At 55.8% G+C, this 26,275-nt stretch carries 19 protein-coding genes and 1 pseudogene; 4 read left to right on the top strand and 16 right to left on the bottom strand.

Going from position 1 to position 26,275, the window contains the following annotated elements; genetic code table 11:
- Positions 1-177 precede the first annotated feature (177 nt).
- From HS103_15885 to HS103_15875, 3 genes are read left to right on the top strand one after another with little or no spacing between them, the layout of a single operon-like run.
- Positions 178-4,854, top strand: a complete 4,677-nt coding sequence (locus HS103_15885; GenBank protein ID MBE7514279.1) for a hypothetical protein — start codon at positions 178-180, stop codon at positions 4,852-4,854.
- A gap of 8 nt (positions 4,855-4,862) precedes the next feature.
- Positions 4,863-5,990 carry a hypothetical protein gene (locus tag HS103_15880; protein ID MBE7514278.1) on the top strand — a complete coding sequence of 376 codons (1,128 nt, stop codon included), beginning with the start codon at positions 4,863-4,865 and terminating at the stop codon, positions 5,988-5,990.
- Between the two features lie 9 nt (positions 5,991-5,999).
- Positions 6,000-6,383, top strand: coding sequence for a response regulator (locus HS103_15875; GenBank protein ID MBE7514277.1), 384 nt, complete (start codon positions 6,000-6,002; stop codon positions 6,381-6,383).
- A 181-nt stretch (positions 6,384-6,564) separates the two neighbouring features.
- Here HS103_15875 and HS103_15870 read toward each other — a convergent pair whose 3' ends face one another.
- From HS103_15870 to HS103_15830, 9 genes are all read right to left on the bottom strand, one after another.
- Complete coding sequence (locus HS103_15870) at positions 6,565-8,487, bottom strand: hypothetical protein (GenBank protein MBE7514276.1); 1,923 nt, start codon at positions 8,485-8,487, stop codon at positions 6,565-6,567.
- 312 nt (positions 8,488-8,799) lie between these two features.
- Complete coding sequence (locus HS103_15865) at positions 8,800-9,870, bottom strand: GTP-binding protein (protein MBE7514275.1); 1,071 nt, start codon at positions 9,868-9,870, stop codon at positions 8,800-8,802.
- Between the two features lie 130 nt (positions 9,871-10,000).
- Positions 10,001-10,870: a M23 family metallopeptidase gene (locus tag HS103_15860; protein MBE7514274.1), complete on the bottom strand. Its 870-nt coding sequence runs from the start codon at positions 10,868-10,870 to the stop codon at positions 10,001-10,003.
- Positions 10,871-11,071: 201 nt separating this feature from the next.
- On the bottom strand, positions 11,072-13,465 hold the full coding sequence (locus tag HS103_15855; GenBank protein MBE7514273.1) for an SUMF1/EgtB/PvdO family nonheme iron enzyme: 2,394 nt from the start codon (positions 13,463-13,465) through the stop codon (positions 11,072-11,074).
- 178 nt (positions 13,466-13,643) lie between these two features.
- On the bottom strand, positions 13,644-14,897 hold the full coding sequence (locus HS103_15850; GenBank protein MBE7514272.1) for a hybrid sensor histidine kinase/response regulator: 1,254 nt from the start codon (positions 14,895-14,897) through the stop codon (positions 13,644-13,646).
- Positions 14,898-14,902: 5 nt separating this feature from the next.
- Positions 14,903-16,627 carry a threonine synthase gene (gene thrC, locus HS103_15845; GenBank protein MBE7514271.1) on the bottom strand — a complete coding sequence of 575 codons (1,725 nt, stop codon included), beginning with the start codon at positions 16,625-16,627 and terminating at the stop codon, positions 14,903-14,905.
- Positions 16,628-16,937: 310 nt separating this feature from the next.
- On the bottom strand, positions 16,938-17,861 hold the full coding sequence (locus HS103_15840) for a restriction endonuclease (protein MBE7514270.1): 924 nt from the start codon (positions 17,859-17,861) through the stop codon (positions 16,938-16,940).
- Positions 17,862-18,058: 197 nt separating this feature from the next.
- Positions 18,059-18,301 carry a hypothetical protein gene (locus HS103_15835; GenBank protein MBE7514269.1) on the bottom strand — a complete coding sequence of 81 codons (243 nt, stop codon included), beginning with the start codon at positions 18,299-18,301 and terminating at the stop codon, positions 18,059-18,061.
- 98 nt (positions 18,302-18,399) lie between these two features.
- Positions 18,400-19,092, bottom strand: coding sequence for a hypothetical protein (locus HS103_15830; protein MBE7514268.1), 693 nt, complete (start codon positions 19,090-19,092; stop codon positions 18,400-18,402).
- Positions 19,093-19,268: 176 nt separating this feature from the next.
- Here HS103_15830 and HS103_15825 point away from each other — a divergent pair, with 176 nt between their 5' ends.
- Positions 19,269-20,183 carry an IS982 family transposase gene (locus HS103_15825; GenBank protein ID MBE7514267.1) on the top strand — a complete coding sequence of 305 codons (915 nt, stop codon included), beginning with the start codon at positions 19,269-19,271 and terminating at the stop codon, positions 20,181-20,183.
- A gap of 21 nt (positions 20,184-20,204) precedes the next feature.
- Here the strand turns inward: HS103_15825 and HS103_15820 are convergent, their stop codons facing one another.
- From HS103_15820 to HS103_15790, 7 genes and pseudogenes are all read right to left on the bottom strand, one after another.
- Positions 20,205-21,299: a site-specific DNA-methyltransferase gene (locus tag HS103_15820; GenBank protein MBE7514266.1), complete on the bottom strand. Its 1,095-nt coding sequence runs from the start codon at positions 21,297-21,299 to the stop codon at positions 20,205-20,207.
- A gap of 502 nt (positions 21,300-21,801) precedes the next feature.
- Positions 21,802-22,056, bottom strand: coding sequence for a hypothetical protein (locus HS103_15815; GenBank protein MBE7514265.1), 255 nt, complete (start codon positions 22,054-22,056; stop codon positions 21,802-21,804).
- Positions 22,057-22,192: 136 nt separating this feature from the next.
- Positions 22,193-22,615, bottom strand: a pseudogene (locus HS103_15810) (hypothetical protein).
- The gene (locus tag HS103_15805; protein ID MBE7514264.1) at positions 22,602-22,838 is read right to left on the bottom strand and encodes a hypothetical protein; all 237 of its coding nucleotides are present in this window, start codon (positions 22,836-22,838) and stop codon (positions 22,602-22,604) included. Before HS103_15805 ends, HS103_15810 begins: the two are co-directional and overlap by 14 nt.
- A 48-nt stretch (positions 22,839-22,886) precedes the next feature.
- Complete coding sequence (locus HS103_15800; protein MBE7514263.1) at positions 22,887-23,540, bottom strand: FHA domain-containing protein; 654 nt, start codon at positions 23,538-23,540, stop codon at positions 22,887-22,889.
- Positions 23,541-23,583: 43 nt separating this feature from the next.
- Positions 23,584-25,572 (bottom strand): amidohydrolase family protein, encoded by a 1,989-nt coding sequence (locus HS103_15795; GenBank protein ID MBE7514262.1) that lies wholly within the window; start codon positions 25,570-25,572, stop codon positions 23,584-23,586.
- Positions 25,573-25,675: 103 nt separating this feature from the next.
- Positions 25,676-26,224: a cob(I)yrinic acid a,c-diamide adenosyltransferase gene (locus tag HS103_15790; protein MBE7514261.1), complete on the bottom strand. Its 549-nt coding sequence runs from the start codon at positions 26,222-26,224 to the stop codon at positions 25,676-25,678.
- Between the last annotated feature and the right edge of the window lie 51 nt (positions 26,225-26,275).

Here is a 26,275-nt window from a genome sequence, read left to right as displayed (position 1 = left end):
CTGTGTGTCTATCCATGAAGCAATTATAGCCGACGCCCGACAATCGCCGTAGAGCGATAGCTCAAATGATAGTCACCTCTCTCTTTTGCCTCGCCACACCCGAAAATCCGCGTTGGTTTGAATCCCCGCTGATCCCCGCTACAATAGGCGCGATATATCAATCTTCAGGGAGTACTCATGCCGCGCCCCGTCACTGGGCGTCGTCCCGACAGCCTGTTCGACAACCGCTATCGCTACGATCATATTTACCCGCGTGGGCGTTCGGGGGAAACCCTCCGCGCCTATGACACGCTGGACGGCAATGCCCCCGTCGTGATCAAACGCCCCGCCCTTCAAGACGCGCCCCCCATCCGCGCCGGACAGGAAGTGAGCATCCTGAACGAGCGCCGCGCCCTTGAAGCCCTTGCCGGACACCCCCTTCTGTGCGAACTGCGTCACAGCGGGACGTTTCGCGTCGGCGGGCAGAGCCATCACTATATCGTCATGGACATGGCACAGGGCGAGACCTTAGAAGCGCTCACCTTGCGCCTCTCCGCCGCTGGCGAGGCACTCCCCCCATTGGAATTTCTGAATATCTTGGATGGTCTGTGCGATCTTCTTCAGGCGGCACATGACCGAAACATCGTCTATAACGATGTCGATGCCAAGCACCTCTTTTGGGATCAAGAGGGATACACCCTCAAACTGATCGATTGGGGAAACGCGGTGTTCCTCGATTCCCAACATGCCGGACAGCACATCACCAAAGCGGCGGATATTCAGCAGGTGGGTCAGTTGATCTATTTCGTCCTCTCTGGTGGGCATCGCCTAGAGATGGGACGCCCCGACCCCGCCAACGACCTCAACGAGGCACTTTCCCCACGCCTGAAGGCGATCATCAATCGCGCCGTTAGCAGCGAACCCGGCGTTCGCTACCTCGATATTGCGCCCTTGCGCCAAGACCTTGCCGAGGTGCGCCGCCCCATCCAAAAAGGGCGTGATCTCTTGGTCGAACGTGTGCGGACGCGGTTGCCCAACGCCACCAGCAAACTGGAACTGGAAGAACTAATCGCCACCCTTACCGAAGCCGCCCAAAGCGATCCCGGCTACCCGCGCCTTCGCAACCTCCGTGCCGAGGCAGAAGCGCGTCTGCGCCATATTGAAATGCAGGGCGACCTTGACGCCGTGCGCATTTATATTGAGAGCGGCAATTTTGCCGGCGCATCGGCGCTGGTGGAATCGATGATCGCCCGTGAAGCCGCCGCCAACCCAGACCATGCCGAGATCGGCGCGTCCCCCCTCTTGCTCTATTTGGGCGATGTCTGTGAAGAATTGGAATCGCAGGCAGGTACAGGCGGGACGGTCATTCCAGAGGGACTTACCCCCGCCTTAGAAGCCCTCTTTCGCGGCGATTCGCAAGGGGCTGCCCGAACGCTGATCACCACTCCCGATGTCCGTGCCAACGGACGACTGGGCGGCTTTTTGTTGGCAGAACGCTTGGCGCGGCGCGTGCCGGGGATCGTCCTCTTACGCCCGCATCTCGTCCGCCTCGATGAGGAACTCAACCACGCCGGCGACGCGCCCAAGCTGCTTCAGACGGTGCGTACCCTCTTGCGCAAATTGGAAACCCCACTGACCACCAGCGGGGCGGGAGCGCTGCGGCGGCTCTACGAACACACCGCCGATGTCCTCAGTGCCGTTGAAGGCGATTTAAAAACAAGCGGAAAAACAGGGCTTGCTGAAGTAGGCGGACGGGCGCGGCAGGCGGCGGAACACATCGTGGAACTGCTCGAAGTCGCCCTCGCCAATGTCCTCAGCGATTCCTCGCGGGCGGGGAATGCCCTCTATGCGGCGGCGGCGATTGATCCCCTCCAAAGTGGCTTTGAGGGCGTGAATACCTTTTTTACCGCCCTTCATGACGATCTCGCCGCCCTCCGCACCTATGCCCCTGCTGAGGCTATCGATGGAATCGGGGACTATCTAGAGCGAGCGCGGACGGTTCTTACCCCCTACAGTGGTGATGTCCGAGACAGCACCTTTCAGCCCCTCTTAAAAGGACTCGATTCAGCGCTGGCAGCGTGGGGGCGTTTGGTAGATGCCCTTGCCCTCGGGGGCAAGCGTCCAGCGCTAGACGCCTGTCGGGTGGCGGGCGAGGGCGTTCGGGCGCTGAATCCGGCACTTGGGGCGTGGTTCGAGGACTATCAGCGGGGCATTGATGAAATCCCGCACGCCGAAGCGCTCAGCCCCAACGCCGTACTTGGGAAGGCGCTGGCGGAAGGCTGGGAAGCGTGGGATCGCGGCAAGACGGCGGACGCTCTCCAAGCGGGCAAACGGGCAGCAGATGCCGCACAAAGCGAGGCGGAACGCTTGGCAGCACGCCGCTTGGTCAGCCTCAGCGAGGTGCTGGATCGCTGGTTAGAGCGCGAAGGTAGTTCATCTACCGCCCATATTGAAGCGACACAGCGCCGGATTATCGCCCTGTTCCTCCCAGAAGAAGAACAAATTCGCAGCACCTTTGCCGCCCAAATGCCCAATATGAGCATTTACCTCAAGGCGATGGGCAAAGGCGTTATTGATCCCCTCCGTGAGACGAGCGCCGCTGGCGTCCGCTTGTTGTTCTTCGATTACATCTTGCGCGGGATGGTCGCCATTGGCGGGGAAGATTTTGAAAACGCCGAAATTTGGAAAGATGCCGCTGCCAAAACCTTTGCCCCTTACCGCTTGCACCCCGCTTACCAGATGTTGGAAGAAAGCATCGTCCGCCGTCAGTTGATCCTTGACGCGGTGCGGGCAATCAACGAGGTGCGCCGCGTCGATCAGGTTGTCGCCGCACGGCAGGCAGTCCGCGCCCCCCTCGCCGTCGCCCAATTGGAAGCACTCGATCAGGCGATTCGCGGCTTGGAAGATGCCCTCCGCCGCTGGCAAGATGGCGAATTTCGCCCCGCCAAACAATTGATTGATGCCGCCATTGAGCGCGTGAACATGGCTCAGGGCTTTTTGAACAAAGACCTCAGCCCCTTCCGAGGGTGGCTGCAAACCCTTGCCGATTCAGCCGAGATCGCGGCGGGCGCACGGCGCGTGATCGAACAAGAGGCGCTCATGCCCGCCGATGCCCCTAACCCTGCCGTCTTAGAGGCTCACCAAAAAATTGTTGACCTCACCCGCCGTGATCTCGGTGAGGGCTATACCGCCCAGCTTCGCCAATGGGGGGAAACCTATAAGGGTATGGTTGAGGCGTACACCGCCCCAAACCTGTTTCGTGAGGATAAACTGCGCCTCATGGAAGGCTATTTTGCCTCCCTGTTCATTGCCCGCCAGCCTGCCCTGCCCATTTTCCGCCATTGGCGGGAGGTTGCTGAGGCAACGCCCGACCCCGAACCCGAACCCCCGCCGCCAGTGATTATCGAACCGACCATCGAACCCCCAGTGACAGAGCGCCCCGAACGGCGCGGACGCCCTGATCGCCTTGAACGGGCAGAGCGCATTGAAACCCCAGAAGGGGACTTCGCTGTCCCCGATTTTCTCTCGGATCGCTCCCGGCGGGCGCGGCGCGAGGCGCGGGCAAGCCGCGAGATGGAGCGCGTCCCCTTCACCGTTCCTAGTCCAGCGCAGCCCACCACCGCAGAGGCATCCGTCACGCCCACCGCTGCTAGCCCCGCCGCAGCGGAAAAACGGGGGCGCGAGGGACGATCTACCAGCACACCGATCAGCCAGCCCCCGCCGCCAGCACGCGGTGCTTCTTCTGCTAAGGGTGTCTCTGAGCCGGAGGCGTTTCTCCGCGTGGAAGAACGCCGCCGGGAGCGTCGCCCCTCGCGGCGGGGGCTGCCCCCCATCTTGATTATCGGCGTCTTAGTCGCCATTGGTGCAGTCCTTGCCGCCTTCGCCGCCAGCCAAAACCGAAGCGGGGAATTAGGGGATCAGACCCCAACGGCAATCCTCTTGACGCGGGATGGTGCGCTAGGGTTTGTCCCTACCACACCCAGCGACGCCGTGCCAGCGCCAACAAACACGCTCTTTCCCCAAAATACCCCCCTCCCCAGCGAAACACCACTCCCGCTGGTTGCCTCCCCCATCCCCCCAAGCGCCACGAGCGAACAGCCCGTCCCCACCCCAACACGTGGAACACCCATCCCAACGGGCGAACTCGTCTCGATCTCAACGGTCATGGCGATGGTCACCCCTAGCCTGCCGCCAACTCTCGTCGCCGGAATTGCCGGATCACCCGCCCCCACCCTCCCGGGGGTGATCCTTCCCACCATCCCGCCCGATGCGTCAAGCGGCGTCTACGATCTGCTCCCTAAACTAAGCGAACTCTCGCCCTCTGCGCGGACGTGGGACACCGGCTGGTTTTATGAGCGCGATGGAAAATGGTTGATCGGCAGCCCCGAAGTACGCGGCGGACGCGCCCCCCTCATCCGCATCGGACCCGACCTGCTCACCCCACTGATTGGCACGGAGGCGGCACAGTACATCAAACGGCTGGATATCTCGATGGAACTGCTGACCTACGACAAAAACCTTGTCGCTAATGGCTTGGTCTATTTCGGCGGCGGTTTTGAATCGCTGCAAGGGCAGCGGGCGTCTGTGGAGGCGCGGCTTGTTCAGGAAGGGATTTTGGATATGGGGATCAGCCTGAACGCCCGTTTCCTGCGCAAGACACAGCTTCCCGCCAACAACGGCTCAATCTCCTTTAGCATCGAACGGAACGCCGATAGAACCCTTTCGCTCTACCTTGATGGGCAGCTTTTAGGGCAATCCACAGCCATTTTCCCGCCCAACGTCCCCTTGAACATCTACCTCTATGTAGCGACGGGCGGCGTTGTGGTGGAAGTCAAGACGATTCGCGTTCAGATCAACGCCCCCCTCACACCCTAAGGGAAGGGATGAATCTTGTGCCGCTGCTGACTACCGTCTACGCTCTCGGAAACACGATTGACACCTTTGCGCCGGGTCACTATGCGCGGGTCTATGATGCCGTCGATAAGCGTGACTCGCGGATCGTCGCCTTCAAAGTGATGCGTGCCGAACACGCCATTGCCGATGGGCAGCCGCGCATGGAGGCGATGGCGTTCATCAACGAGGCAGACCTGCTCGTCCGCATGGCGGTTTCCCCTTCGGTTGTCCGCTTGCTCGATTGCGGCTACCTCGACGCCCCCGACGACCTCCCACGTGGCGGGCAGATCGAATCCTTTGGGCTGAATGTCGATCTCTTTCGTCAGGGGGCGTTCAAATATGCCGGAAAGGGTTGGCGTCCTTACCTCGCCCTCGAACAACTACCCCGCACAGAGAGCCTGCTTTACCTCATGAAGCCGAACGCCCCGGGCACACGGTGGCGCTTGCCCACCGAGGAAGGGCTTGATCTCGCCTATCAATTTGCTGGCGTCCTGCGTGAAGCGCACCGCCAGCGGATTGTCTACCTTGATCACAAACTGGAACACGTCTATTGGGATGGGCGGCGCTTGATGATCATTGATTGGAACAGTTCTCGCCTCATCGAGAGCAGCCCAACCGTCTTAGCACAGCAGGTGGCAGCCGACCTAACCAACCTTTGTGTGGGCGTCCTTTACCCTATTTTCACCGGACTGTCCCCGCGCAAAGGGGCGCTGCTCCCTCAGCCCGCCGACCAAGCCGGCGTAGAGAGCCGCTACAACGACATCAGTCAGTTGGATTTTGCCGTTGAGCCAACCCTCAGCCCCGCCATTCAAGACCTCCTTCAGCGCGGGGCGCGGCGGGGCATTGCCACCATCGAGGATTTTCTCAGCGGCTGGAATCGTGCCGCAAAGGAATTCGGCTGGAACGCCCTTTCCGATAACGACCCGCTCAAGCCCATCCGCGCCAATCTCCGCGAGGGGCTGACAAAACTCCGCGAGGGGCAAGATGCTATTCGGGATGCCCGTGAGATGCTGCGTGAGGCAGCCATTGCCGAGGGAATCACCGATACGCTGGAGGCAGAATTGCGCCGCTTGCTGAATAAAATCAATGAAATGTTAAACTTACGGGCAATACCGTGAGGGGGTGTCATGCGTAAACATATTGTGATTGCCGAGGATGATGAACTGCTCCGCGAATTGTTGGAAATTGTCCTCACCGAGGAAGGCTTTGAGGTGAACTCGTTTGCTGATGGTCGCGCTGTGATTCAATACCTGTCGTTGGCGCGTGATGCTCGCAAACTGCCTGCCATGATTTTGCTTGATCTGAACATGCCTAACATTGATGGATGGGGCGTTGCCGCATGGTTGGACGCTGATCCCGTGTTGGGGCAAGTCCCCGTGATCGTCATTTCGGCAACAGAAGCGCACGGCAAAGCGGCGAAAAACCTCCACGTAGACGCTTACTTGGTGAAGCCCTTTTCCACCGATGAAATCATCGGCGTCGTCTCGCTCTTTTCCCTGATCACGCCCTGATCATCCTATTAATCCGCCATGAAGGTAACTATAGAAAGAGACAGCCCTCATCCCCCGGCGACCCGCCTTCGGCGTGTACCCGCTCCCCCTGCGGGAGAAGGGGGAATCACGTCTTTGAAGGGGGGTCTTTTAGAAATCATGGTGGTGGACGACTAGACCCGCTCAGCGCTGCGGAGCGGGGTTAAGGCTTGATCGCAATCACGGCGTCCTCACGCCCATCGGGAAAGCGCAAGATCAGGCTGCGCCCGTGAACGCCGTCGTAGTGTCCCATCATAAGGCGAAACGGTGGCGCTGCCTCGGCTGGAATTGCAAAGGTCAGCCGTTTGTACTGAAGATCGCCCACCCGCCAGAGCGCTCCGGGCGTCACTGCGCCGTCGGCAATCAGAACCCGCTTTCCCTCCCCATCATAAAGATGGACAAAGGGTGAGTAAAGGTACGCTGCCCGCTCTGGAGGAAGGCTCACCACTGCCCAGACCATCGCCACCTCGCCCGCTTGCCCCGCCAGCAGCGTACTTGCCTTTGCCCAAACCGGGATCAGCCCCCCGTCGCTGGATATGCCCTGCCACTGCTCTATGGAGGGTGGCGGCGACCACCCCACGCGGTAGGCGTCTATCGCCTCCCCATCGGATAGTACATAACTGGCAGTCTCATCAGGAATCGTCAAGTCCGGTGGAGGGTGCCCCTCCCCTCGCCAAAGAAGGTAAAGCGTCCCATCAGCGGCGATGGTTGTCCCCCGTGCCGTATCGACATCGGGATCAAGCCAAAATGTCCGTCCGGCGAAACTTTCCATCATTCGCCCATCTGCCTTCACGTGAATCGTCCCCACCTCCCCCAAAAGGGGGGCAAAGTGTGCCGCCAGCGCCACGCCGTCTTGAAGGGGCAAAGCGTTGAACCCATCAACGCCCGGCGTGATCAGTGTTTCCTCGGCATAACGCACCACGTTCACCCCAGAGAGGACGCCGAACCACGTCAACGCTGCTAATCCGGCAAACGCTGTCGCCCTCCCCATCTTGAATCGCGCTGCGCCCTCATAAAGAGTGTGCATCCCCCGCACGGCGAGGATCGTCCCTACCGGAAGAGTCAGTAGAAGGTAAAAAGGATGGACGGGGCGGGAGACCGCCGTCATAAGCAGAGGCAGCAGCCCCCCCCAAACAACGAGGATTCCCGTTTGGCTAAAATCCCTTCGCCCGCTGCGGAGATAGGCAGCCGCGCCGATCACCATGAGGGCAATCCCTACCCCGTTGGCAAGCTCCCCCAAATTGAAGCGCGTCACGGCGTCGGCGCGTCCGGCGGGAGCATCCAATCCGCGTGTGGCGGCATATTCCCACCCTGTTGTTAGGCGGGCAAGGTGCGCCCATGCCTCTGTACGAAAGCGCAGCCCGTCCCCGCCAAAGTCACGGATGCGGTTGAGCGTGTTTTCCCCATCAGCGATCAACCCCGCCCCATAGATCACCCCTGGAATAATCACCATCAGCGCCCCAATAAACGCGGTTCGGACGGTAATCCGCCGGTGGTGTACTAGGCAGAGCAAGGCGACAGGGGCGATTAGGGCGAATGCCAACAGATAGGTTTGGCTCAGCGCCGCCAGCCCCGCGCAGCCGAATAGAAAGCGCCGCCGGGGATGGGGCGCTTCTCCCAACCAAAGCGGCACAAACAGCCAAAAGACGAGCATCACCCCAAAGGGGAGCAAACACTGTACCCATGTTGTTCGCGAATACTCGACCACCCAAGGGTTAACCGCCACCAAGAAGGCGACAATCAGCGCGAACCCATCCCCTCGTGGCAGCAAGCGCCGCGCCGTTACATAACTCAGCGGCACAGCCAGCGTGTTCAGGGCGATCACAAAAAGGTACACGCCGTAGGGAGAGCGGCTCAGGCTCAAGGGGACGAGAAAAAGGTAGCCCGTCAGAGGCGGGTTGGCAAAGAGGACGGATGTCCCCTGTGCGGTGATCGGAAATACCCCTTGTTCTAGGCTGTGCAGCGCTTGCGAGATTGGGTAAGCGTGATCAACGTTGTGTTCAACCGCGCCGAGATTCTGAAGGCGTAGAAAAACCGCCAAAAGAGTGATTAGGACGATGGGTAAGAGGGACTGCTGGTATTTCAAATCGCAGGGTGAATCCTGTAGAATCCGAATAAATTAGCGCCTCATGATGGCTCTATTTTACCCTGTATACGGTGATCGTGGCGTGCGGCATTCCCCGGCACTGAAGCGCCAGGTTGAAAGCAGGGTTTTCTCGTTGCGGCATATAGAACAGTTTACTGGGGGAGAAGAGCGCGGGGCTGAAGCCACCGCACTAGAAATGATCACCCCGTTGGGGCTAAAAATCAAAGACAGGTACCGCGTTTGCCTTCCAAGCCCCGTAGGGGCGGTTATGTTTAGCCCGCTGCTTTCGCGGCGGGCGTGTTCCGCGCCCTCTTATGAATCCTTCCCCCGCAGCCATGTCACCGCCCCGCCGAGGATCATCTTTGCTAGGGATTGCGGCTGGCGCGAGGCGCGGGTTTTCTCGAAGCGCTCGGTCAGACTCTCCGCGCTGAACGCCCCCGGCGACCCGATCACCACGATCTGCGAGGCGGGCGTTTCCTTCCCCCAGGGGCGTCCCGTAACCAACGAGACTCGCGTCCCCACCACATGCAGCAGCGCTTGTGTCTCCGGCGCATCCTCCAGCCAAAGGATGCCCTTCGCTCGGTAGATGCTCGGCGGGAGCGTTTTCGTCGCTTTTTCCAGCGCTTTTAGCGAAAGCGGCTCTGTACAGCGCCAACTCCACGACTCAAAAACCTCGGTGTGATCGGGATGATCAAGATGATCCGCCTCGTGATCATGATCCACCGCTGCGCCTACCTCGTGAATATGAACATCTTTTGCCCGCCGCCCAACGTGGCGTTCGGGATCAAACGCCCCAACGCCCAAGAGCAGCGAGAGCGGCACAGCGCCCTGAACTGCCTCCAACACCCGCGCTTGGGGATAAAGCCATTCGCGGCGGATCGTTTTCAGCGTTTCCGGCGTTACCAAATCAACCTTATTGATCACGATAATGTCGGCAACGGTGAGCTGCTCATAGGCGAGTAGAGCATTTTTACCTTTTAGTTCGCTGAACTGTTCAGCGTCCATCACAGCGATGATGCTGTCGAGGAATAAGCGCTCCCGCAGCGCCGGAAGCTGAAAGGTCTGCGCCACAGAAAGCGGGTCGGAGACGCCGCTTGTCTCCACGATGATGTATTCGGGAGGTATTGGCAAATCCAGCAGGCGTAATACTTCCCGCAGTAGATCATCCCGAATGGTGCAGCAAATGCAGCCATTGGCAAGATTGACCATCTCGCCATCGCTGACCCCCACAACAAGCTGAGCATCAATGTTGATCGCCCCAAAATCGTTGACGAGGACGGCGATCCGCAGCCCGTGATCGGCGTTCAGGATGCGGTTCAGGAGGGTTGTTTTCCCCGCGCCGAGGAAGCCCGAAAGGACGGTGATTGGGATGGGTGTTAACATGCGAGCTGTGCTGCCCCCTATCGTACCGATCACTAGCAACTAGTTTGAAGTAGTTTTGCCGCTCTTATCAATCTTGCGTCTATCGATAAAATTAGACCGAGAGCTGAGGGCGGTATTCAGCTCACGCCGTTTAATTGGGGAGTGTCACCTGAAGAAAATCAAGCGGGCTAACCCAAAGCCCATTCACGGCAATTTCCCAGTGAAGGTGCGCGCCGGTGCTGCGTCCGGTGTTCCCCGTCAAGCCGATCATCTCCCCCTGCAAGACAATCTGTCCAGGCACAACGTACATCTCGCTCAGATGAGAGTAGGAGGAGAATACCCCCCAACCGTGATCGATGATGATGCTGTTTCCGTGAATATCAAGAGCGCGGGCAAACACAACTCGCCCACTTGCTGCCGTCGCAATTGGCACCCCAGCGCCCACCCTGAAATCAACCCCTGTATGCCGGCGTGCTGTGCCGTCATTGAATGTCCGCACGCTGCCAAAGGGCGAGGTTGTCGTTGTTGAGAGAGGGACATTGAAGCGTCCCTCCCAAAATTTTTCCGCCGTGATCATCCCATAGATCGATCTTAGGCGGTAATCCTCGTTCGTTTGAATTCCGAGATCAAGCAAATAGACTTTATCTTTGGGCAGGACAAACGATTTCTCGCTGATGTATTCGCCGGATTCGACCCGCAGCAGGCTTTCCGAGGTGATCGTCTCGCCGTTCGTCAGGTAGACGGTGACGGTCATCGGGTACTCTTTGCTCAGCTTTTGGTCAAGCGGCACGGCAAGCAGCGCGGCAAACCCTGTACTGGTGGGAAAAAACGGGTAGGCGCGATCCAGCGTGAGGATGATTCCCCCCGCTACATCCGCCCCACTAAGGGTAACAACCCCCACATGCCCCTGGCGGATGAAGTCAAATTGGGTGGCGACGGTCACTTGGGGTTGGGCGGTTGTTCGACTCAGAATCCCCAGAAAGAGGGTAACAGCGAGAACACTAACAATCACACGGCGCATAGAGAGAACAGACCTCAGCATAGGATACGATGTTGTCGGGAGACAAGAGAATGATACCAAAAAAATGCGCCGCCTGAACGTTCACCCGTGCGGGCTACCAGAACAGGCGGCGCTCTTTTCTATTTGCCCACTTGGGGGGGCGGGAACAGCCGGCACTCTTACATAAAACGCCGCCCCGAACGTCGAGAGACCTTCGGTATCTCAGCTTACGCTTGTTTCGTAGGTGCAAGGTCGGGCAAGACGGAACCCCCTATTGTTGTTCTGGTTGGTAGGGTTGTTCCTGTTCCGATTCGCAGCGCGAACGTTGTCTTGATTGTTGTTCCAAGACCCGCCCCGCAGCACGCGCCGAACATCCGTGCGGTCTCCGGTGTCCGCCTCGCGCCCGTCATTGCCGTCGTAAGGGTATGGGGTGTAGAGGCTGCTTATCCACTCCCACACATTCCCGCTCATGTCCAACGCCCCCACCCATGACGCCCCCGCCACCCGTATCCCCTCCCCCACAGGGTGGCTTTTTTCGCCAGAATTCTCACGATAGATCACCACGCTGCTATCGCGCTTGAAGTCATTTCCCCAAGGGTAAACGAGACTCCTTTCTCCCCGCGCTGCCCATTCCCATTCCGCCTCGGTGGGCAGCCGTCCACCTCGCCATCGGCAGTAAGCATCTGCCTCGAACCATGTCACCCCCACGCGGGGCTGCTGGGGGGCGGTGAAGCCGTCGTAGTCCCTCGGTGCGGTCTTGTTCGCCGTTTTCCGCCATGCCCAGCCGCCGGGCGTCCAGTATGTTTCCGTTTTGTAGCCGCCGTCCGTGATGAATTGGGCATAGGAGGCGTTTGTCACCGGCGTCAGGTCAAGCCAGAAGCCCCGTTCAATGGTCACCGGACGGATCGGCTGCTCGTCATCATCATTGCTGCTCCCCATTTGGAACGTCCCCGGCGGGACGTAGACCATGATTACCCCTTTCTCGTCGGTCATCCGCGTGCCCGGGGCGGGTTCGGGGGGGGGCGGCGGTGGGGGCGGTTTCACCCTCTCCCACAGCGCCAAGACGTTGGCGTCGGTCTTGTATTCGGGGTAATCCGCTAAGAACTGCTGAATCTCCTCGCGGGCGTGCGCTTTGGCGTTCTCTGTTCGGGCAAGCCCGACGAAGGTTTCCAAGTCCGAAAAACGTTCTTTTGCTTCTTCCAGCCGTTTCTGCGCAGCGCGTGCCTTCTCTTGTTCGGCAAGAAGTTCTTCCGCCTGCTTCAAGAGGGCGCGTACCTGCCGCTCACGGAAGGGAGGCGCCCACCCCAAAAGCCGTTCGTAGAGGGCAGTTGCCTCGCTGTAGCGTTCGCCCTCTACACAGGCGCTTGCCTCATTGAACAGCCGGAGGGGGTCCTCGGCAGCCGTCCCACTGCTCTCTGTATCCGGCAAGCGGGGATGCGAAGAAGGCGGTGGGGCAGCAGGTACTGCGGCGGGGATGGGGTTCTGGGTGGGCTGCCCTGTAGTCTGCACCGTAAACAATACCCCGTCGGGGGAGGCAAGGTAGAGGACAGGCGTCCCCCACTCAAAGCTTTCCAATTCGCTGAGGCGCAAACGGGCTTCGGTGACGGTGGTTTCTAGACGCTGACCCTTCACCAGCCCCTGATAAAGCTGTTCGGCAAAGCGGATCGCCCCGTTATCGCTCACCTCAAATTGCATCGCCAAAACGCCCGTCAACCCGCCCCGAATGAGGGTTGCCGCCGTGCTGCTGAATACATCCGCCTTGCCCGTTGTGCCACTCATGCAACAGTTGAGAAAGGCAAAGCGAAGGCTAGGATGCCCTGTCAGGCGGTTTTTCAAATGTTCGGCGCGGTAGGGATAGACCTTTCCCTCTGCATTTTCAAAGGCAAGGAGTCCGCCGTTTCGTTCGTCAAAGCCGCCATGTCCAATGTAATGGAAAACATGCCAACGCTGCCCATTGGTGAGGGCGTTTGCCAAGGCATCCACCGTCCCCGCGATCCACTCCACCTCGATTGCCGTGCCGTGGATTGCCTGTTGTAGGCGTTCACGCTCGCGCTCCACATTCAACCGATCTAAGTGAGGATCATCGGGGTTGGCGATCATCGCCAAAATGCGGAGCGTCCCCTCCACCGTGAGCGGCGGCGGCGGCTGGCGGAGTTCAGGCAAGCGAATGATCGGTGTATTGCTCTTGACGCCCACATAACATGAGCTGTCTGGATCATACATAAATTCCCATGGCAAGCTGTTCCACTGCGGAGTGTTGATCCGCAAGCGCAGACGTACCCCGTCGAGTTGTTGGTGGTGAACGTAATTGTGCGCCTGTCGATAAAGCGCTCGCAGTTCCCCCGGCAGCAGGGACTCGAACATCGCCACCGCCAATTCCCGCACAGGGCGTTCCCGTTCAGGGACATTCGGCGCAGAGGCAAGGTTGAAGGCGCGCGTCCCTTTACTAAGCAGTTTCTCCAATTTATCGAGGCGTGTTTCAAGCATCACGCCGTTGTAGGGAAAGGCAAAGGAGGCTTGCTGTGTGGCGTTCAACGTCTGAGCGGTGATAATAACGCGCTCAGGATCGTTCGGGTCGGGATCAAGGATTAGGTCAAAGTCAACAAAGTGTGGCATGGTTAATTTAGGAATGGCAGCACCCTAACGATGTGACAAAAACTATACCATAAAAGATTGTCTTTGCGGCAAGGGATCACGTTGACGATGGGGGGGACGCCTTGTGAGGTGTGGGGTTGTGTGGGTTTTGTCTGGGCGCACCCTCGTGTGCGTCCAGACAGAGAGGTGGGCGGGACGATCAGCCAATTACCGTTTGCACCTTCGCCCGCGCCTGCATCGGCAGTTCAACAAAAAAGGTGCTGCCGGGCAAACGCTGTTCATCGCGCCCTTCACTCTCCACCCAAATTCGCCCGCCGTGCGCCTCAATGATCCCTCGGCAAATGCCTAAGCCAATGCCCAACCCGCCGCCGCGAAACGCGGTCTTGCTGGTGGAATGGAGGGAGACATCGCCCGCCGTGTAAAAATGCTCAAAAATACGTTTTTGGTCTTCGCGGTCAATGCCTATGCCCGTATCGCGGATGGTGATCATCACCGTTGTGCCAATCGTCTTGCCGGTGATGTAGATCGCGCCACCATCGGGCGTATATTTCACCGCATTGCTGATCAAGTTCCCCATCGCCAGACGGAGCAAATCGGCATCCACCTGAATCAGGTTGGGGAACTGCCGTCCGTCGTAGCTGACCGTTTGGTTGCGGTTGCGCATCGTCTGCGTGTATTGGGTGATCGCCGCTTCGATCAACTTGGGCAGTTGGACGGGACCGATTGCCAACTCCACCCGTCCGGTGGCGATCCGCGACACGGTGACAATCTCGTTGATCACGCTGGACATGCGCTCTATGGCATCGACCAGCCCATCAATAAAGAGTTTTGTGTCGGCGCTTTCTTCTTTTAATTTCTTCACCACCGCCGATTCTTGCAGCAGGCGGCTGTAGCCAAAGACGAGGGTCATCGGTGTGCGCAGTTCGTGCGCCGTCAATTGGATAAAATCTTCTTTGATCTTATCGACACGCCGGAGTTCGGCGTTGTTTTGTTCCAACTCGCGGATTTTCCCCTCCAGACGGGCGACCACCTCTTGGCTGAACGCCCGCGACGCCTCTAACTGCATCTCTACGGCGAGGAAATCACGCCGTCCTTTCAGGTATTGATCAACCTGATCGGGGAGGGCGTCAATATCAATGGGCTTGTTGATGTAGCCGTTCATCCCAGAGGCAAGCGCTTTTTCCCGCTCGCCGGCTTGTGCTTGCGCGGTCATGGCGACGATGGGAATCTCTTTAAAGCGGGCATCGGCGCGGAGACGGGTGGTCACCTCGCGCCCAGAGAGATCGGGAAGGTTAATGTCCATTAGGATCAGGTCGGGGACATCGCGAAAGGCGGCGTCAATGCCATCCAACCCCCGCGAGGCGACGCTGACTTTGTAGCCAGCGTGAGCAAGCAGCCGTTGAACCAACGTTTGACTGCCCAGATCATCTTCGATATAGAGGATTTTTTTCATAGCGCTCAGTGGATCGCCTCGATAATGCTTTTCAACAAGTCTTCGTCCATGAACGTTCCCTTTTGCAGCAAACGCTCAATCTGCCCACTGAGGGTTTCCCGCTCTTGAACGGTCAAATCCTTCGCCGTGAGGACAATGATCGGAATATCCGCCGTGCGTGGGTCTGCTTTCAGGGCGTTGATCACGCGGAAACCGTCAATATCGGGCATCATCAGATCGGTGATCACGACATCGGGTTTTTCGCGCTCGACAATGACGACGCCTTCCGCCCCGCCAGTGGCAAGATGAACTTCATAATTGCCTTGCGCCATGAGGATGCGCCGGATCAAGCGTCCAGCGTCGGGGTTGTCCTCGATAACGACGACCTTCCGAACGCGGTCTTCCATCTGTTGAAGTGCTGCCAGCAGCCCCTCGGCAGGGAGGCTGATCCGCCCCGATTGGGCGGTAACATCCACCGAGCGAGCATACTGGTCGCCCAAGATTTGCTTTTCGACAGGGAAGGTATGCCCAGAGCAGTTCATAACGACAACATCATCGGGCTTGATGATTCCCCGTTTGACAAGTTTCACCAAGCCGGCAAAGGCAACCGCCGTCGCTGGCTCAACCGAAAGCCCTTCCGTCTTTGCCAACAGTTTCGTGGTGGTGAAGGCTTCCTCGTCGCTGGCGTCTTCCATGGTCCCGCCGTGCTGCGTGATCAGGTCAAAGAGCAGTTCATGCCCGCGTCCGGGATCGCCCGTTGAGAGGGTGGCGATCACCGTCTGCGGATTCTCAATTGGGGTGGCCACGCGCCGCCCCTGCTTGTAGGCATGAACCATCGGGGCGCAGCCAGTGGATTGGATGATCCCCAATGCCGGCACTTTATCGACCATTCCCAAAGCCAGCAGTTCCTCAAAGCCCTTTGCCACTCCGATGGGTCCCATCCCCCCGCTGACCGCCTGAATGAACCAATCTGGGGAGCGCCAGCCAAGCTGTTGGGCGATCTCAAAGGCGAGCGTTTTCATGCTCTCCACCGCCGCAATCGATTTGATCCCTCGGTCTACATAAAGCCCTTTGCTCTTGGCGAAGCTGTTGGCAACGACTTTCGTTTGGTCATACGTTCCCGTGACCTTGATCACCTCGCCGCCGTAAATGGCGACCTCGCGCATTTTCTCGCCTGGCACCATGCTGGTGAGGAACGCCCAAATTTTGATGCCCGCCCGCGCCGCAAACGCTGAATAGGCGATGGCAACGTTTCCCGTAGAGGCAACCACCGCCTCGCGTACACCCTGCTCAACCATCACCGAGATGGCGACAGAGGCTTGCCGATCTTTGAATGAGGCGGTGGGTCCTTGCCGTTCGTCTTTGATGTAAAGGTGTTTCAAACCGAGGACATCACCGAGGTTGCGGGCATGCAAAAGGGGCGTCCCCCCCTCGCCCAAACTGACAATTTTTTCTGTATCAAAAAGGGGCAAGAGTTCGTGGTAGCGCCACAAGCCGGGTTCACGGCGCATGATCGTGTCGATCCACCCGCTGCGTCTGAGGGCGGTAAGGTCATAGCGTGCCTTGAGGACGTTCTCCCCACAGACAGGGCAAGCGGCTAGGGGGCGTTCATAGGGATGTTCCGTCCCGCAGTGAACACATTCAAGGACAATTCGTTTTGGGGAAGTTGGTAAGACACTCAACGATGGGTATTCCTGCGCCGAAGGGTTGGCAAACGGCAAATTAAAGTGTGATTGTAACACCCCTTGCATGGAAGATCACGGTTTCTGAGATAGCAGGATCATCTCAAAAAGGGTTTCGCTGGGGCGTAGGGGGGCGGGTTGGCGTGTACGTGAAGCTGCCCCCAGGACATCTTCGTTAATGGTTGTACCGGATTGAAATCTCCTAAGAAGTGTAGCAAAAGAAACTCATTCCTCACCCCGCATTGTCTAATGCGTGCGAGAAGTCAACCCTAGAACCGTGAGCGTGTACTGCCCTCCGCTAATCCTAATTGTACGCTGAAGGCGCAGAATGGGTGGCGTGTAGGGGACAACGACTCGGCTCATTAAGCATCAGCAAAGACTACTCTTCGCTGAAATAATCCTCATCAATTCGCTTTATGACATACGTTTTTCGCGCTGCCACCCCAACATTGAAGTCAATCATCAGTTGAGCAAGTTCCTCGCCATCAATAAGGACAATACGTTTAGAACTTCGAGCCACATAGTCTTGAGCCTCACGAGTGAATTGTGAGGTCGTTATGAACACGCCTTTTGTTGTTCTTTTGTCATCCAAGCTCCCCACGAAGTCCCGTAATTCTCTCGCCCCAATATTCCCCTGCCAGCGTTTTGCCTGAATGTAAACAACATCCAACCCCAATCGATCCTCGTTAATAATGCCGTCGATCCCGCCATCGCCAGACTGACCAACTCGCCTTGCTGCATCACGGTGCGATCCGCCGTATCCCATCGCTAAGAGCAGATCGATAACGACTTGCTCGAAAAATTGGGGAGAACCCTGATTCAACCTTTCTAGCAGGTCAATAGCCAGCGCATTGCGAAGTTCTTGAGAAACTAATTCAAGCGTTTCATCGGGCGAGAGGGATACATGAGATAGGTTTGTTGAATGCACAACGTTTGCTTTTTGATACGAGTTACTCACTCTGGAGCGCGTTTTAAAATTCACAAACTCAGGAAACTGATCCAGTACATCGTTATTAATGTTTGTACCCGATTGCACCAACCCCAAGCCACGTTCGGTAATCTTATACCACGCACGGCTTGGAGATGAGAGCAGCCCAGCTTGTTTCATATAGGTGGCTGCCCAACCTACCCGATCATAATGGCGGCTTTTGCGTCCGCTTGGGATAAGATCATTCAGGTCATCCTCAGTGAGTTGAAAATGGTGTACAAGCGCCTCTGATATATCGGTTATTTTGTGTTCTTGACCATCGCTCAATAGATTCAGCAAAGGTGTCATGTAGGATTGGAAATCTGGCACCGCCATTGGAACTCTCCTCAAAGTGGAAAAAAGAACCGCCCTTCTCACCCCTCGTTGTCTAATGCATGCGAGAAGTCAACCCCAGAGCCGTGAGCGTGGACTGACCGCCGCTCATCCCAATTGTACGCTGAATCCGGTGAATATGTGGGGTCTTGCTGGTTAATTGTATGACCGGAAGTCCCAAAGAATATGTACTGTTTTCTTCAAGTATATGCCAAATATCGCTGCATATTTTCGACAGCAAAATCACGATTGTGCGTAGCCCCACCCTGTACTTCTTGATAGCTCGTTCCGCTGCCTTCTTCCACCTTGCACAATACCGAACCCGCAAAAATCTCAAGCCGTAAGCGGTTCGCGGCGGATTTTTTCAGGTCATTGAGTGCATTGTAAATCTCGCCCAGATCATCGAACCGGATCAGGCACGCAACCAGATGATTTCGACGCATGGTTTCCAAAACAATAGGGGATTAATGTTCCAGCAGACAGGCGTCCCTACAACTTCAATACCGAAGAAATGCCCAGTTTCGACCAGGTATTTATAGGTTTAGAAGCGAGTCTCCGATGCGGGGATGTGCCAAATATCGTGAGTCAGTCCAAATTGCTCAAAAATATCTAAAGCTTGCCGATTCGTCCATTTTTCCCACTGGGGATTGAGATGATTTCCATACCAGACCTTAGCAAAGTTCCATATATTCTGTATCGATTGAACATCACCTCGTGCAATACGATGCTGTTGGCTCCATCGTTCAACATCTGACGCACTTTCAAACAGTAGCATTGTGCTACAAGTATAGATGACATTATCCCAGGCTTTTGTCATCGGGATTGGGAAATGAACGTAAAAGTTACTTTCAACCAGTTCACCATCCCGGATATGTATATCAATTTGGTGTCGATCAGCGCCTAATACGGTGGTAATGGTGACATCGCGGTTCAGAAGTGCCGCAACTCCAAGTGAACACCAGGCGCAGTTACCCCAATATTCTTTATCAACTGTGCGAACCGTGAAGTTGGTGGGAGCCAGAGAAAACGGGTGTACGACCCATATCCGAGCCTCATTCGGGTGCAGGACAACCCCGTGATAATTCTGTAACGCCTTCAATGCCTCGATGATTTCTGGTTCTGTGACGTTCAGCATTGAAGCTAATTCAGCAACTTCTGGGGCAAACCCTTTATCAATAATAAATTGTAGGATCGTAGAATGAAGCAACCCGTGTGTGATTTTTGATTCTGACATCGATCTTTTCCTTGTTGCCTAGAATTTAGCAGTGCTCGCTGGTAGGGATGGTAAACCAATCTTTACCGAAAGAGCTAGATTTACCTATTATACGCTCTATGTGAAATGTAGTTGACAAAAAGAGGTGTTTGCCAAGATGGGAAGTTACCAAACAAACCATCAAAGGAAAACAACCCATGACCAGTATAGACCTTGAAACGCTGTTGACCATCATCTTTGTGCTGATTGATGATTGGTATCAAGCGAGAGGAGGCAGGATGATGAAGGGGAAAGTGGGACGCAAGCCCAGTTTCAGTGACAGTGAGGGAATGACGCTGATGGTGGCAGAGGATTACATCCCCTATCCTGCTGAGATGCAATATCTGGCGTTCATCCGTGCCAATTACTTGCCCCTGTTTCCGCAGTTGCTTGACCAAAGTCAGTTTAATCGACGGGCACGGGGACTGCGGCATTTGGTGGAAGCGTTGCGTCGGGAGTGGTTGATGGAATTGGGCGTGGGACAAGCCGACAAATACTTGATTGATACCAAGCCCGTGCCGGTGTTGGCTTACAAACGGAGCAAAGCCCGCAGCGACTTTCGAGGCAGTGCAGATTACGGGTATTGCGCCAGTCGCAACTTGCACTATTTCGGCTACACACTGGTGTTGATTGCGACGCTGGACGGTATTCCTGTCGTCTACGATCTGGTGTCCGCCAACACCGAGGAAAGACAAGCGGCTGAAACGATCCTTGATGAAGTGTCCAACGCTGAAATCTTGGGCGATAAAGGGTTTGTCGGGGGCGAGTGGCAAGCCCAAATTCAGCAGCGAACGGGCAACACTTTGCTGACCCCCAAGCGCAAGAACCAGAAAATCCAACATCCTGACGGCTTTGAGCAGTTGCTCAACCGTGTGCGTGAGCGGATTGAAGGGGTATTTCACGAACTTCAGAATACGGGACGCAACTTGGAGCGTCTGTTGGCGAAGACGGTGCTGGGCTTGACCACCCGCCTGATTGCCAAAGTCACTGCTCACTTGCTCAAATACTTGTTGCGCCTTCGCTATGGCATTCATGTCCAGACTTTTCAATGGTCATCTGTTCATGCTTTTTAATTTCACATAAGACGTATGATACTATTTTGTTCCATTCGCCCGTTGTGCTTTCCTAATTTGTTCTCTCAAGACATCGACCACTTGAAGCTCGCCCTGTTCTGATTCATAATACCAGTGTTCCCAGCCATTGCACGCAGACAAAGCACCAACGAGCACACCAATTTTGTGGATAGATCCACGTTCCCCATTCAGTGACCGTAGAGACCCATCTGCCAATACTGTGGCAGTCTTATCCGGGTGGCGATTGAAATACAATGTCTGACCTGGAACGAGCAATCCATTTTCTAACAGCGTTGAAAATGCAAGGCGTGGTGCTGAGCGTTTCGTTTCGAACTTTCCAAATACTTCGTCGTCAACCATCAAAGGTGCAGGTATAGAATCTATTCTAGTTTGAGCACCTCGGATATATTTCTCTTCGCGCTCAATACCTATAAAATGTCTACCCAGTTTCTTGGCAACTGCGCCGGTGGTGCCTGTACCGAAGAACGGATCAAGCACAACATCACCTGGATTAGAACTTGATAGTAGAACACGGTAGAGCAAGGATTCGGGTTTTTGGGTTGTGTGTAATTTCTCCCCATTTACTGTGAGACGCTCACTACCTGTACAAAGTGCAAGTTCCCAATCACTGCGCATTTGTTTCTCATCATTTGCCATTTTCATTGCGTGGTAATTGAACGTGTAGCGCTTTTGATCCTTTGATTTCTTGCACCATAATAGAGTCTCATGCGCATTTGTAAAGCGCACACCACGGAAATTGGGCATAGGATTGGTCTTAACCCAAACAACATCATTAAGAAACCAATAGCCCAAATCTTGCAAGATGCTCCCAACGCGATAGATGTTGTGATAGGAACCGATGACCCAAAGCGTTCCTGTATCCTTAAGGATGCGACGACAGCCAGTCAACCACTCGCGGGCAAACTGATCATAGGTCGCAAAATCACCGAATTGATCCCACTCGTCATCAACCGCATCCACTTCGGTTAAATTAGGTCGCAATAGCGCGTTTTGCAGTTGTAAGTTGTACGGAGGGTCAGCAAATATCAAATCAACAGATTTTTCGGGAAGTTGATCAAGTATTTCTCGGCAATCACCCTTCAAAATCTGGTCAATTGGTGCAGAAACGTCAAACCCTGAATTTCCTGATCGTAATTTCACACCAAGCAGCCCTATTACTTACCGAGATTGTATGCACATTATAGCGCATCTGTTCGTCCTTTAGATCGGATCAAGACACATGGATGGCGATTGAGGCACGAAATATAGACTTATAGTGACCCTTATCGCCTCCACTCCTCCCTTAACTAGCCAACAGAAGAGGTCAATGAGTCTGGTTCATTGTCCCTCTCAAACGATATCTCTCTTAATTTCAGGGCTTACGATCTCGCCAAGAGTGTACATCGACCATCTCGAACGGTACTTCTTCCGAGCCGCGTCAAAAAAACGGATTGAAATCGTCCATTTTGAGGTGCATTACTGTCGATCAATACACGCCCAAAACGTTCCATATCACACTGAAAGGACAGTGTTTCACCTGGGTGCAGGTTGTAGGGCAAATGGCTGTTTCCCCGAAGATCACCCATACCAATTGACTCTTTGCGAATGGGGATTCCGATTAAGCCTCTGCGAATAAAAACGTCTTGGCGATGAGGACTTGGAGTTCCACAATGACAACAGGCTTTTCCCCATAATTGATCACATCAAAAATGATTAATGGGATTCTACTTATTCCATCTTGTGTTCCTCGCCGGAAAAACAGGCGTGCCAGTATGCGAGGACGGGTCGTAAATCGCTCATAGGGCGTTTTTGCCCCCCAGCCCAGCGCAGTTAGCACTGTACCAAGGAGAAGTAAGATTATTTCAGCCGGCATCCTTAGTCTTCCTTACCCTTGCTCTGATGCGTGTGCGAAGCCACCCTCAGAACGGTGAGAGTGTACTGCCCTCCGCTCATCCTAATTGTACGCTGAAGGTATGGACTCTCGTTGGAAAACGTATTCCTTACACCATCTAGCCAATCTGTTTTGTCCCGATCTCGAATATCTTTTGTGCCGAGAAAAAACACACATCGGACTCGGCAAAGAAATTCACCTGCCCTAAAATAAGCGGGATGTTTTTTACATGTGTCCACGCAAACACGAGTGGCACTGGCAAGAATTACCCAATGTTCCCAACGACGAGAACGCCGCGTGCCTCATACTGCCCCAAATTGCCTGTTAGCTCAATGGAATGGGATTGTTCTACCCACAAGAAACCCAGTTCAAGCCCAATGTTAAATGGAAGTACATTGATGGTCGCACCAGTATCCAGCAGTCCAAGTGCTGTAGCTGACTTCTCTCCATTTTGCAGCCTGATCGGGATCAGCGGGCGAAACAGCGACTGACCCTGTGAATCATGTGCTTCACGGTACGGATACTGTTCACGATTGGGCAGGTTCACGGCGGTACGCATCTAGCATGTCTTGCAATTGTTGGGCAGCCTTAAATGAGTCGTAAGGAGACCATACCTCGTGTGCCACATCAGGGTTAAGGAAAGTTTCTAATGAGGGAGGTGTTATGTTCTCCATTATCAGAGTATCGACCAGAAGTTTAATGAGTTCCTGACGATCTTTGATGGAAAGGTTTTTTGCCTCTTGCAGAACCTCTTGAAGTGTCATCCCAATCTGATTCCTTTCCCATTCGTTACCACCCCTGACCAGCCCTTCTCACCCCTCGTTGTCCAGCCGAAAGCCATGCCCCCGTGCGGTGACGATGTACTCATGCGAGGAATCTAACTCCCGAATTCGATCCCGCAGCCGCCGCACCAGCGCATCAATCGCCTGCTCGCTGACCCCCTCACTGATTGCATCGGGCCACACCGCCCGCACCACCTGATCCCGCGTGCAGATTGCACCCCGCGCATCAAAGAGCAGTTCCAACAACCGGTACTGCGGCAGACTCAAGGGGGGATTTACTTCCCGTTCATCCACGAATACCCGCCGCGATTCCCGTTCTAGCCGGAGTTTCCCGTCAAAGGGGGCATTTTCAGGGTTGTAGGGGGCGGTGGATTCCGACTCGGTGAAGGTGATGCGCACCACCTTCCCTAGCACAATCTCATCGCCATCTTCAAGGTCGCGCTGCCCTTGCAGCTGCTCGCCATTCACCCATGTCCCATTCTTACTCTCCAAATCATGGAGGATGAAACGCTCTCCTTCTTGGGTGATTTTCGCGTGGTGACGCGAAATTTCTCGCTCGTTCAGCGAAAGCTCACAGGATGGATCACGTCCGATGAGGAAAGTCTGTGTTTTGATCGCGCAGCGCTGACCCGCGTTGCCCCCGCTGCTGATGATCAAAATTGGGTTTTCTGGCAGTCCCGACATGGCGTTGCGTTCCTCTCTGAAGGACAGCTTTGGCTAGGGCAGGTTAAATCAGCGCCAACTCAACATACTCTTTACGAATCCGTTTTTCGGGGGTTAGGTTCAACATGGCAAGTAATTCGCTGATCAGTTTTGCTTTGTAATCAGCGTCACTGCGCGACCATGTTTGGCTCTTGATCTCAACGAACAACCCTGCCATCTCTGGGGCGATCATTTTATCGGCGTTCACATAGAATAAGACGCCCTTATAGAGAATATGCCAGCGGCGGCGCTCTTTTTGGATAGCACGTTCTTCGTTGGGGCGGAAATATTCGCGGTAAAAGCGCAGGGGGCGGTTCGCTGCCGCAATGAATCGGGAGCGGCTCAACAAGACATCTTGCTCAAACTCCACTTCTTTGCTCGGTGTTGTGTAGGTCAGCCGTGTACGGACGCTCTCCACGTTCCCATCCTTATCCAGCGCATCATCCTCGCGGTAGCGCACACGCCCCTGTGTGGCGTCAAGAAACATGAAATAGGTGTCATACTGCCGGTAGTGCGTCTGCCGGACAATTTGTACGGTTGTTTCCTCAAAGAGGGCGGCAAAAAGCGCCTCGGCATCTTCTGCTTCGGGAAGGTGTGCCTTCACTTGAATCTCAAAACTTTCCGTTTGCTCTACGCCGCCAATGGCAATCAGTTTATTCAGGACATTCCCCTCGCGGGCGACGAGGAAGGCATCGATTTGCAACGCCAAATCTCTTGCCTCACGCATCACTGCCGCTTCATCCACCGTCAGCACGCGCTGATCCTGCATCAGCCATTTGCCGTTGACCATCACATGCTGAACATCGGTGCTTTTTCCGGCATAGACAATCTGGCTGTAGACGGCATCAGGATCGCGGGAGAAGGTCGGCGTGTTATGGAGTGTCGCCCGCCGCACGGTGATCACATCCGCCCGCTTGCCCACCTCCAAACTGCCGGTCATATCGCCCATGTGCATTGCCTGCGCCCCCAAACGGGTTGCCATCGCCAAGGCTTGCTTTGCCGGAACTACAACGGGGTTCAGGGTTGCCCCTTTCGCCAAGATCGCCGCAAGACGCACTTCCTCAAACATATCAAGGTCGTTGTTGCTGGCGGGTCCGTCCGTCCCAATGCCCACATTCATCGCCCGTTCTAGCATCTCCACAACGGGGGCAATCCCGCTGGCAAGTTTCAGATTGCTTGTTGGGCAGTGGGCGACGCCTACATTGTGTTTCGCCAGTGTGCGGATTTCGCCACTGTCGATATGGACACAGTGTGCCGCCAGCATTTTCACATCGACCAACCCCAGTTTCTTCACGCGGGGGACGACGGGCATCCCAAATTCCTCACGGCTGTCCTCTACCTCTAATTTGGTTTCCGAAATGTGGATCAGCAGCGGCACATCATAATCGCGAGCGACCTCCGCACAGGCGAGGAGAATATCATCCGTGCAGGTGTAGGGAGCGTGGGGGGCAATTGCCGGCACAATGAGAGGGTGTCCCTTCCATTCCTCAATAAAACGCCGTGTAGCGGCAATGCCATCCTCGTAACTGGGGGCATCGGGGGTGGGGAATTTTAAGACGCTCTGCCCTAAGACGCCGCGCAAGCCCGCCTCGGCGGTGGCGGCGGCAACATGCGACTCGAAATAGTACATGTCAGCGAACATCGTGATTCCCGAACGGATCATCTCTGCACAGGCGAGGAGCGTCCCCAAGCGGCAAAATTCGGGCGTCACAAAATGCGCCTCGGTGGGCATCATGTAGCCCATGAGCCACACATCCAAGCGTAGGTCGTCCGCCAACCCACGTAGAAGGGTCATTGCCGCATGGGTGTGGCTGTTCACCAACCCAGGCATAATCACTTGATCCTCACACAAGACGAGATCAGCGGCGGTGTAGTGGCGTTGGATTTCCTCCGCCGGACCCACCGCCACAATGACGCCATCGCGGATAGCTACCGCGCCGTTTGTATAGGAATCGTAGCCCTCGTTCATCGTCAGGACGTAGCCACCTGACAAAATCGTATCCACGCGCTCCATAAAGCAGTCTACCCCGCGTCGTTAGCGTCTTGTTTGTCGTTAACTTCGCATTGTAGCCCAAAATCCCCTTTTCGGGGTTAGTTCGCTGTGAGGGAAGGGGGGATCACCCCCGCACTGCCCATTTTGTTTCCGCCTCACCCGCCTGAAGGTTCACCCAACGGGCAAGGGTGAACAGATAATCGGACAAACGGTTTAGGTAACGGAGTGCCTCTGGATTCGTGCCGCCCTCTGCGGCTAAGGCAACACACAGCCGCTCGGCACGGCGGCAGACCGTCCGCGCCACATGGATCGCCGCCGCCGCCAGAGTCCCTCCGGGCAAAATGAATGCTTTCAGCGGCGCAAGATCAGCGTCCATTTTGTCGATCCCTTCCTCTAGGGCGGTGATTGGGGCGGCGGTCATCCGTACCAACCACGCCGGATTGCTCTCCAGTGGTGTTGCCAGATCTGCCCCTAAGGTAAAGAGATCATTTTGGATCGTCTCCACCCATCCATCAGCCGCCGAGGGGAGGTGCTGCGCTCGCGCCAAGCCAAGCAGGGAATTCAGTTCATCTACCGTGCCATACGTCTCTACGCGCAGGTGGTCTTTGCGCACGCGCCCCCCCGCAAACAGACTCGTCTCGCCCTCATCGCCCGTCCGTGTGTAAATTTTCATGGGATGCCTCTTTCCATTCAGTAAAAACTCGTGTACTATAAGATTATATAT

Source organism: Anaerolineales bacterium (assembly GCA_015075625.1).
GTDB lineage: Bacteria > Chloroflexota > Anaerolineae > Aggregatilineales > UBA2796 > UBA2796.
The sequence above is the reverse complement of the archived record's forward strand: the minus strand, read 5'-3'. Positions and strand labels throughout refer to the sequence as shown.

Excerpts from the sequence above, each read along its gene's own strand:
- HS103_15880 (MBE7514278.1), top strand. The coding sequence starts at position 4,863 with ATGAATCTTGTGCCGCTGCTGACTACCGTCTACGCTCTCGGAAACACG.
- HS103_15865 (MBE7514275.1), bottom strand. The coding sequence starts at position 9,870 with ATGTTAACACCCATCCCAATCACCGTCCTTTCGGGCTTCCTCGGCGCG.
- thrC (MBE7514271.1), bottom strand. The coding sequence starts at position 16,627 with ATGCAAGGGGTGTTACAATCACACTTTAATTTGCCGTTTGCCAACCCT.
- HS103_15840 (MBE7514270.1), bottom strand. The coding sequence starts at position 17,861 with ATGGCGGTGCCAGATTTCCAATCCTACATGACACCTTTGCTGAATCTA.
- HS103_15815 (MBE7514265.1), bottom strand. The coding sequence starts at position 22,056 with ATGCCGGCTGAAATAATCTTACTTCTCCTTGGTACAGTGCTAACTGCG.
- HS103_15795 (MBE7514262.1), bottom strand. The coding sequence starts at position 25,572 with ATGGAGCGCGTGGATACGATTTTGTCAGGTGGCTACGTCCTGACGATG.
- HS103_15885 (MBE7514279.1), top strand. The coding sequence starts at position 178 with ATGCCGCGCCCCGTCACTGGGCGTCGTCCCGACAGCCTGTTCGACAAC.
- HS103_15825 (MBE7514267.1), top strand. The coding sequence starts at position 19,269 with ATGACCAGTATAGACCTTGAAACGCTGTTGACCATCATCTTTGTGCTG.
- HS103_15850 (MBE7514272.1), bottom strand. The coding sequence starts at position 14,897 with ATGAAAAAAATCCTCTATATCGAAGATGATCTGGGCAGTCAAACGTTG.
- HS103_15800 (MBE7514263.1), bottom strand. The coding sequence starts at position 23,540 with ATGTCGGGACTGCCAGAAAACCCAATTTTGATCATCAGCAGCGGGGGC.
- HS103_15875 (MBE7514277.1), top strand. The coding sequence starts at position 6,000 with ATGCGTAAACATATTGTGATTGCCGAGGATGATGAACTGCTCCGCGAA.
- HS103_15790 (MBE7514261.1), bottom strand. The coding sequence starts at position 26,224 with ATGAAAATTTACACACGGACGGGCGATGAGGGCGAGACGAGTCTGTTT.
- HS103_15830 (MBE7514268.1), bottom strand. The coding sequence starts at position 19,092 with ATGTCAGAATCAAAAATCACACACGGGTTGCTTCATTCTACGATCCTA.
- HS103_15835 (MBE7514269.1), bottom strand. The coding sequence starts at position 18,301 with ATGCGTCGAAATCATCTGGTTGCGTGCCTGATCCGGTTCGATGATCTG.
- HS103_15860 (MBE7514274.1), bottom strand. The coding sequence starts at position 10,870 with ATGCGCCGTGTGATTGTTAGTGTTCTCGCTGTTACCCTCTTTCTGGGG.
- HS103_15805 (MBE7514264.1), bottom strand. The coding sequence starts at position 22,838 with ATGACACTTCAAGAGGTTCTGCAAGAGGCAAAAAACCTTTCCATCAAA.
- HS103_15855 (MBE7514273.1), bottom strand. The coding sequence starts at position 13,465 with ATGCCACACTTTGTTGACTTTGACCTAATCCTTGATCCCGACCCGAAC.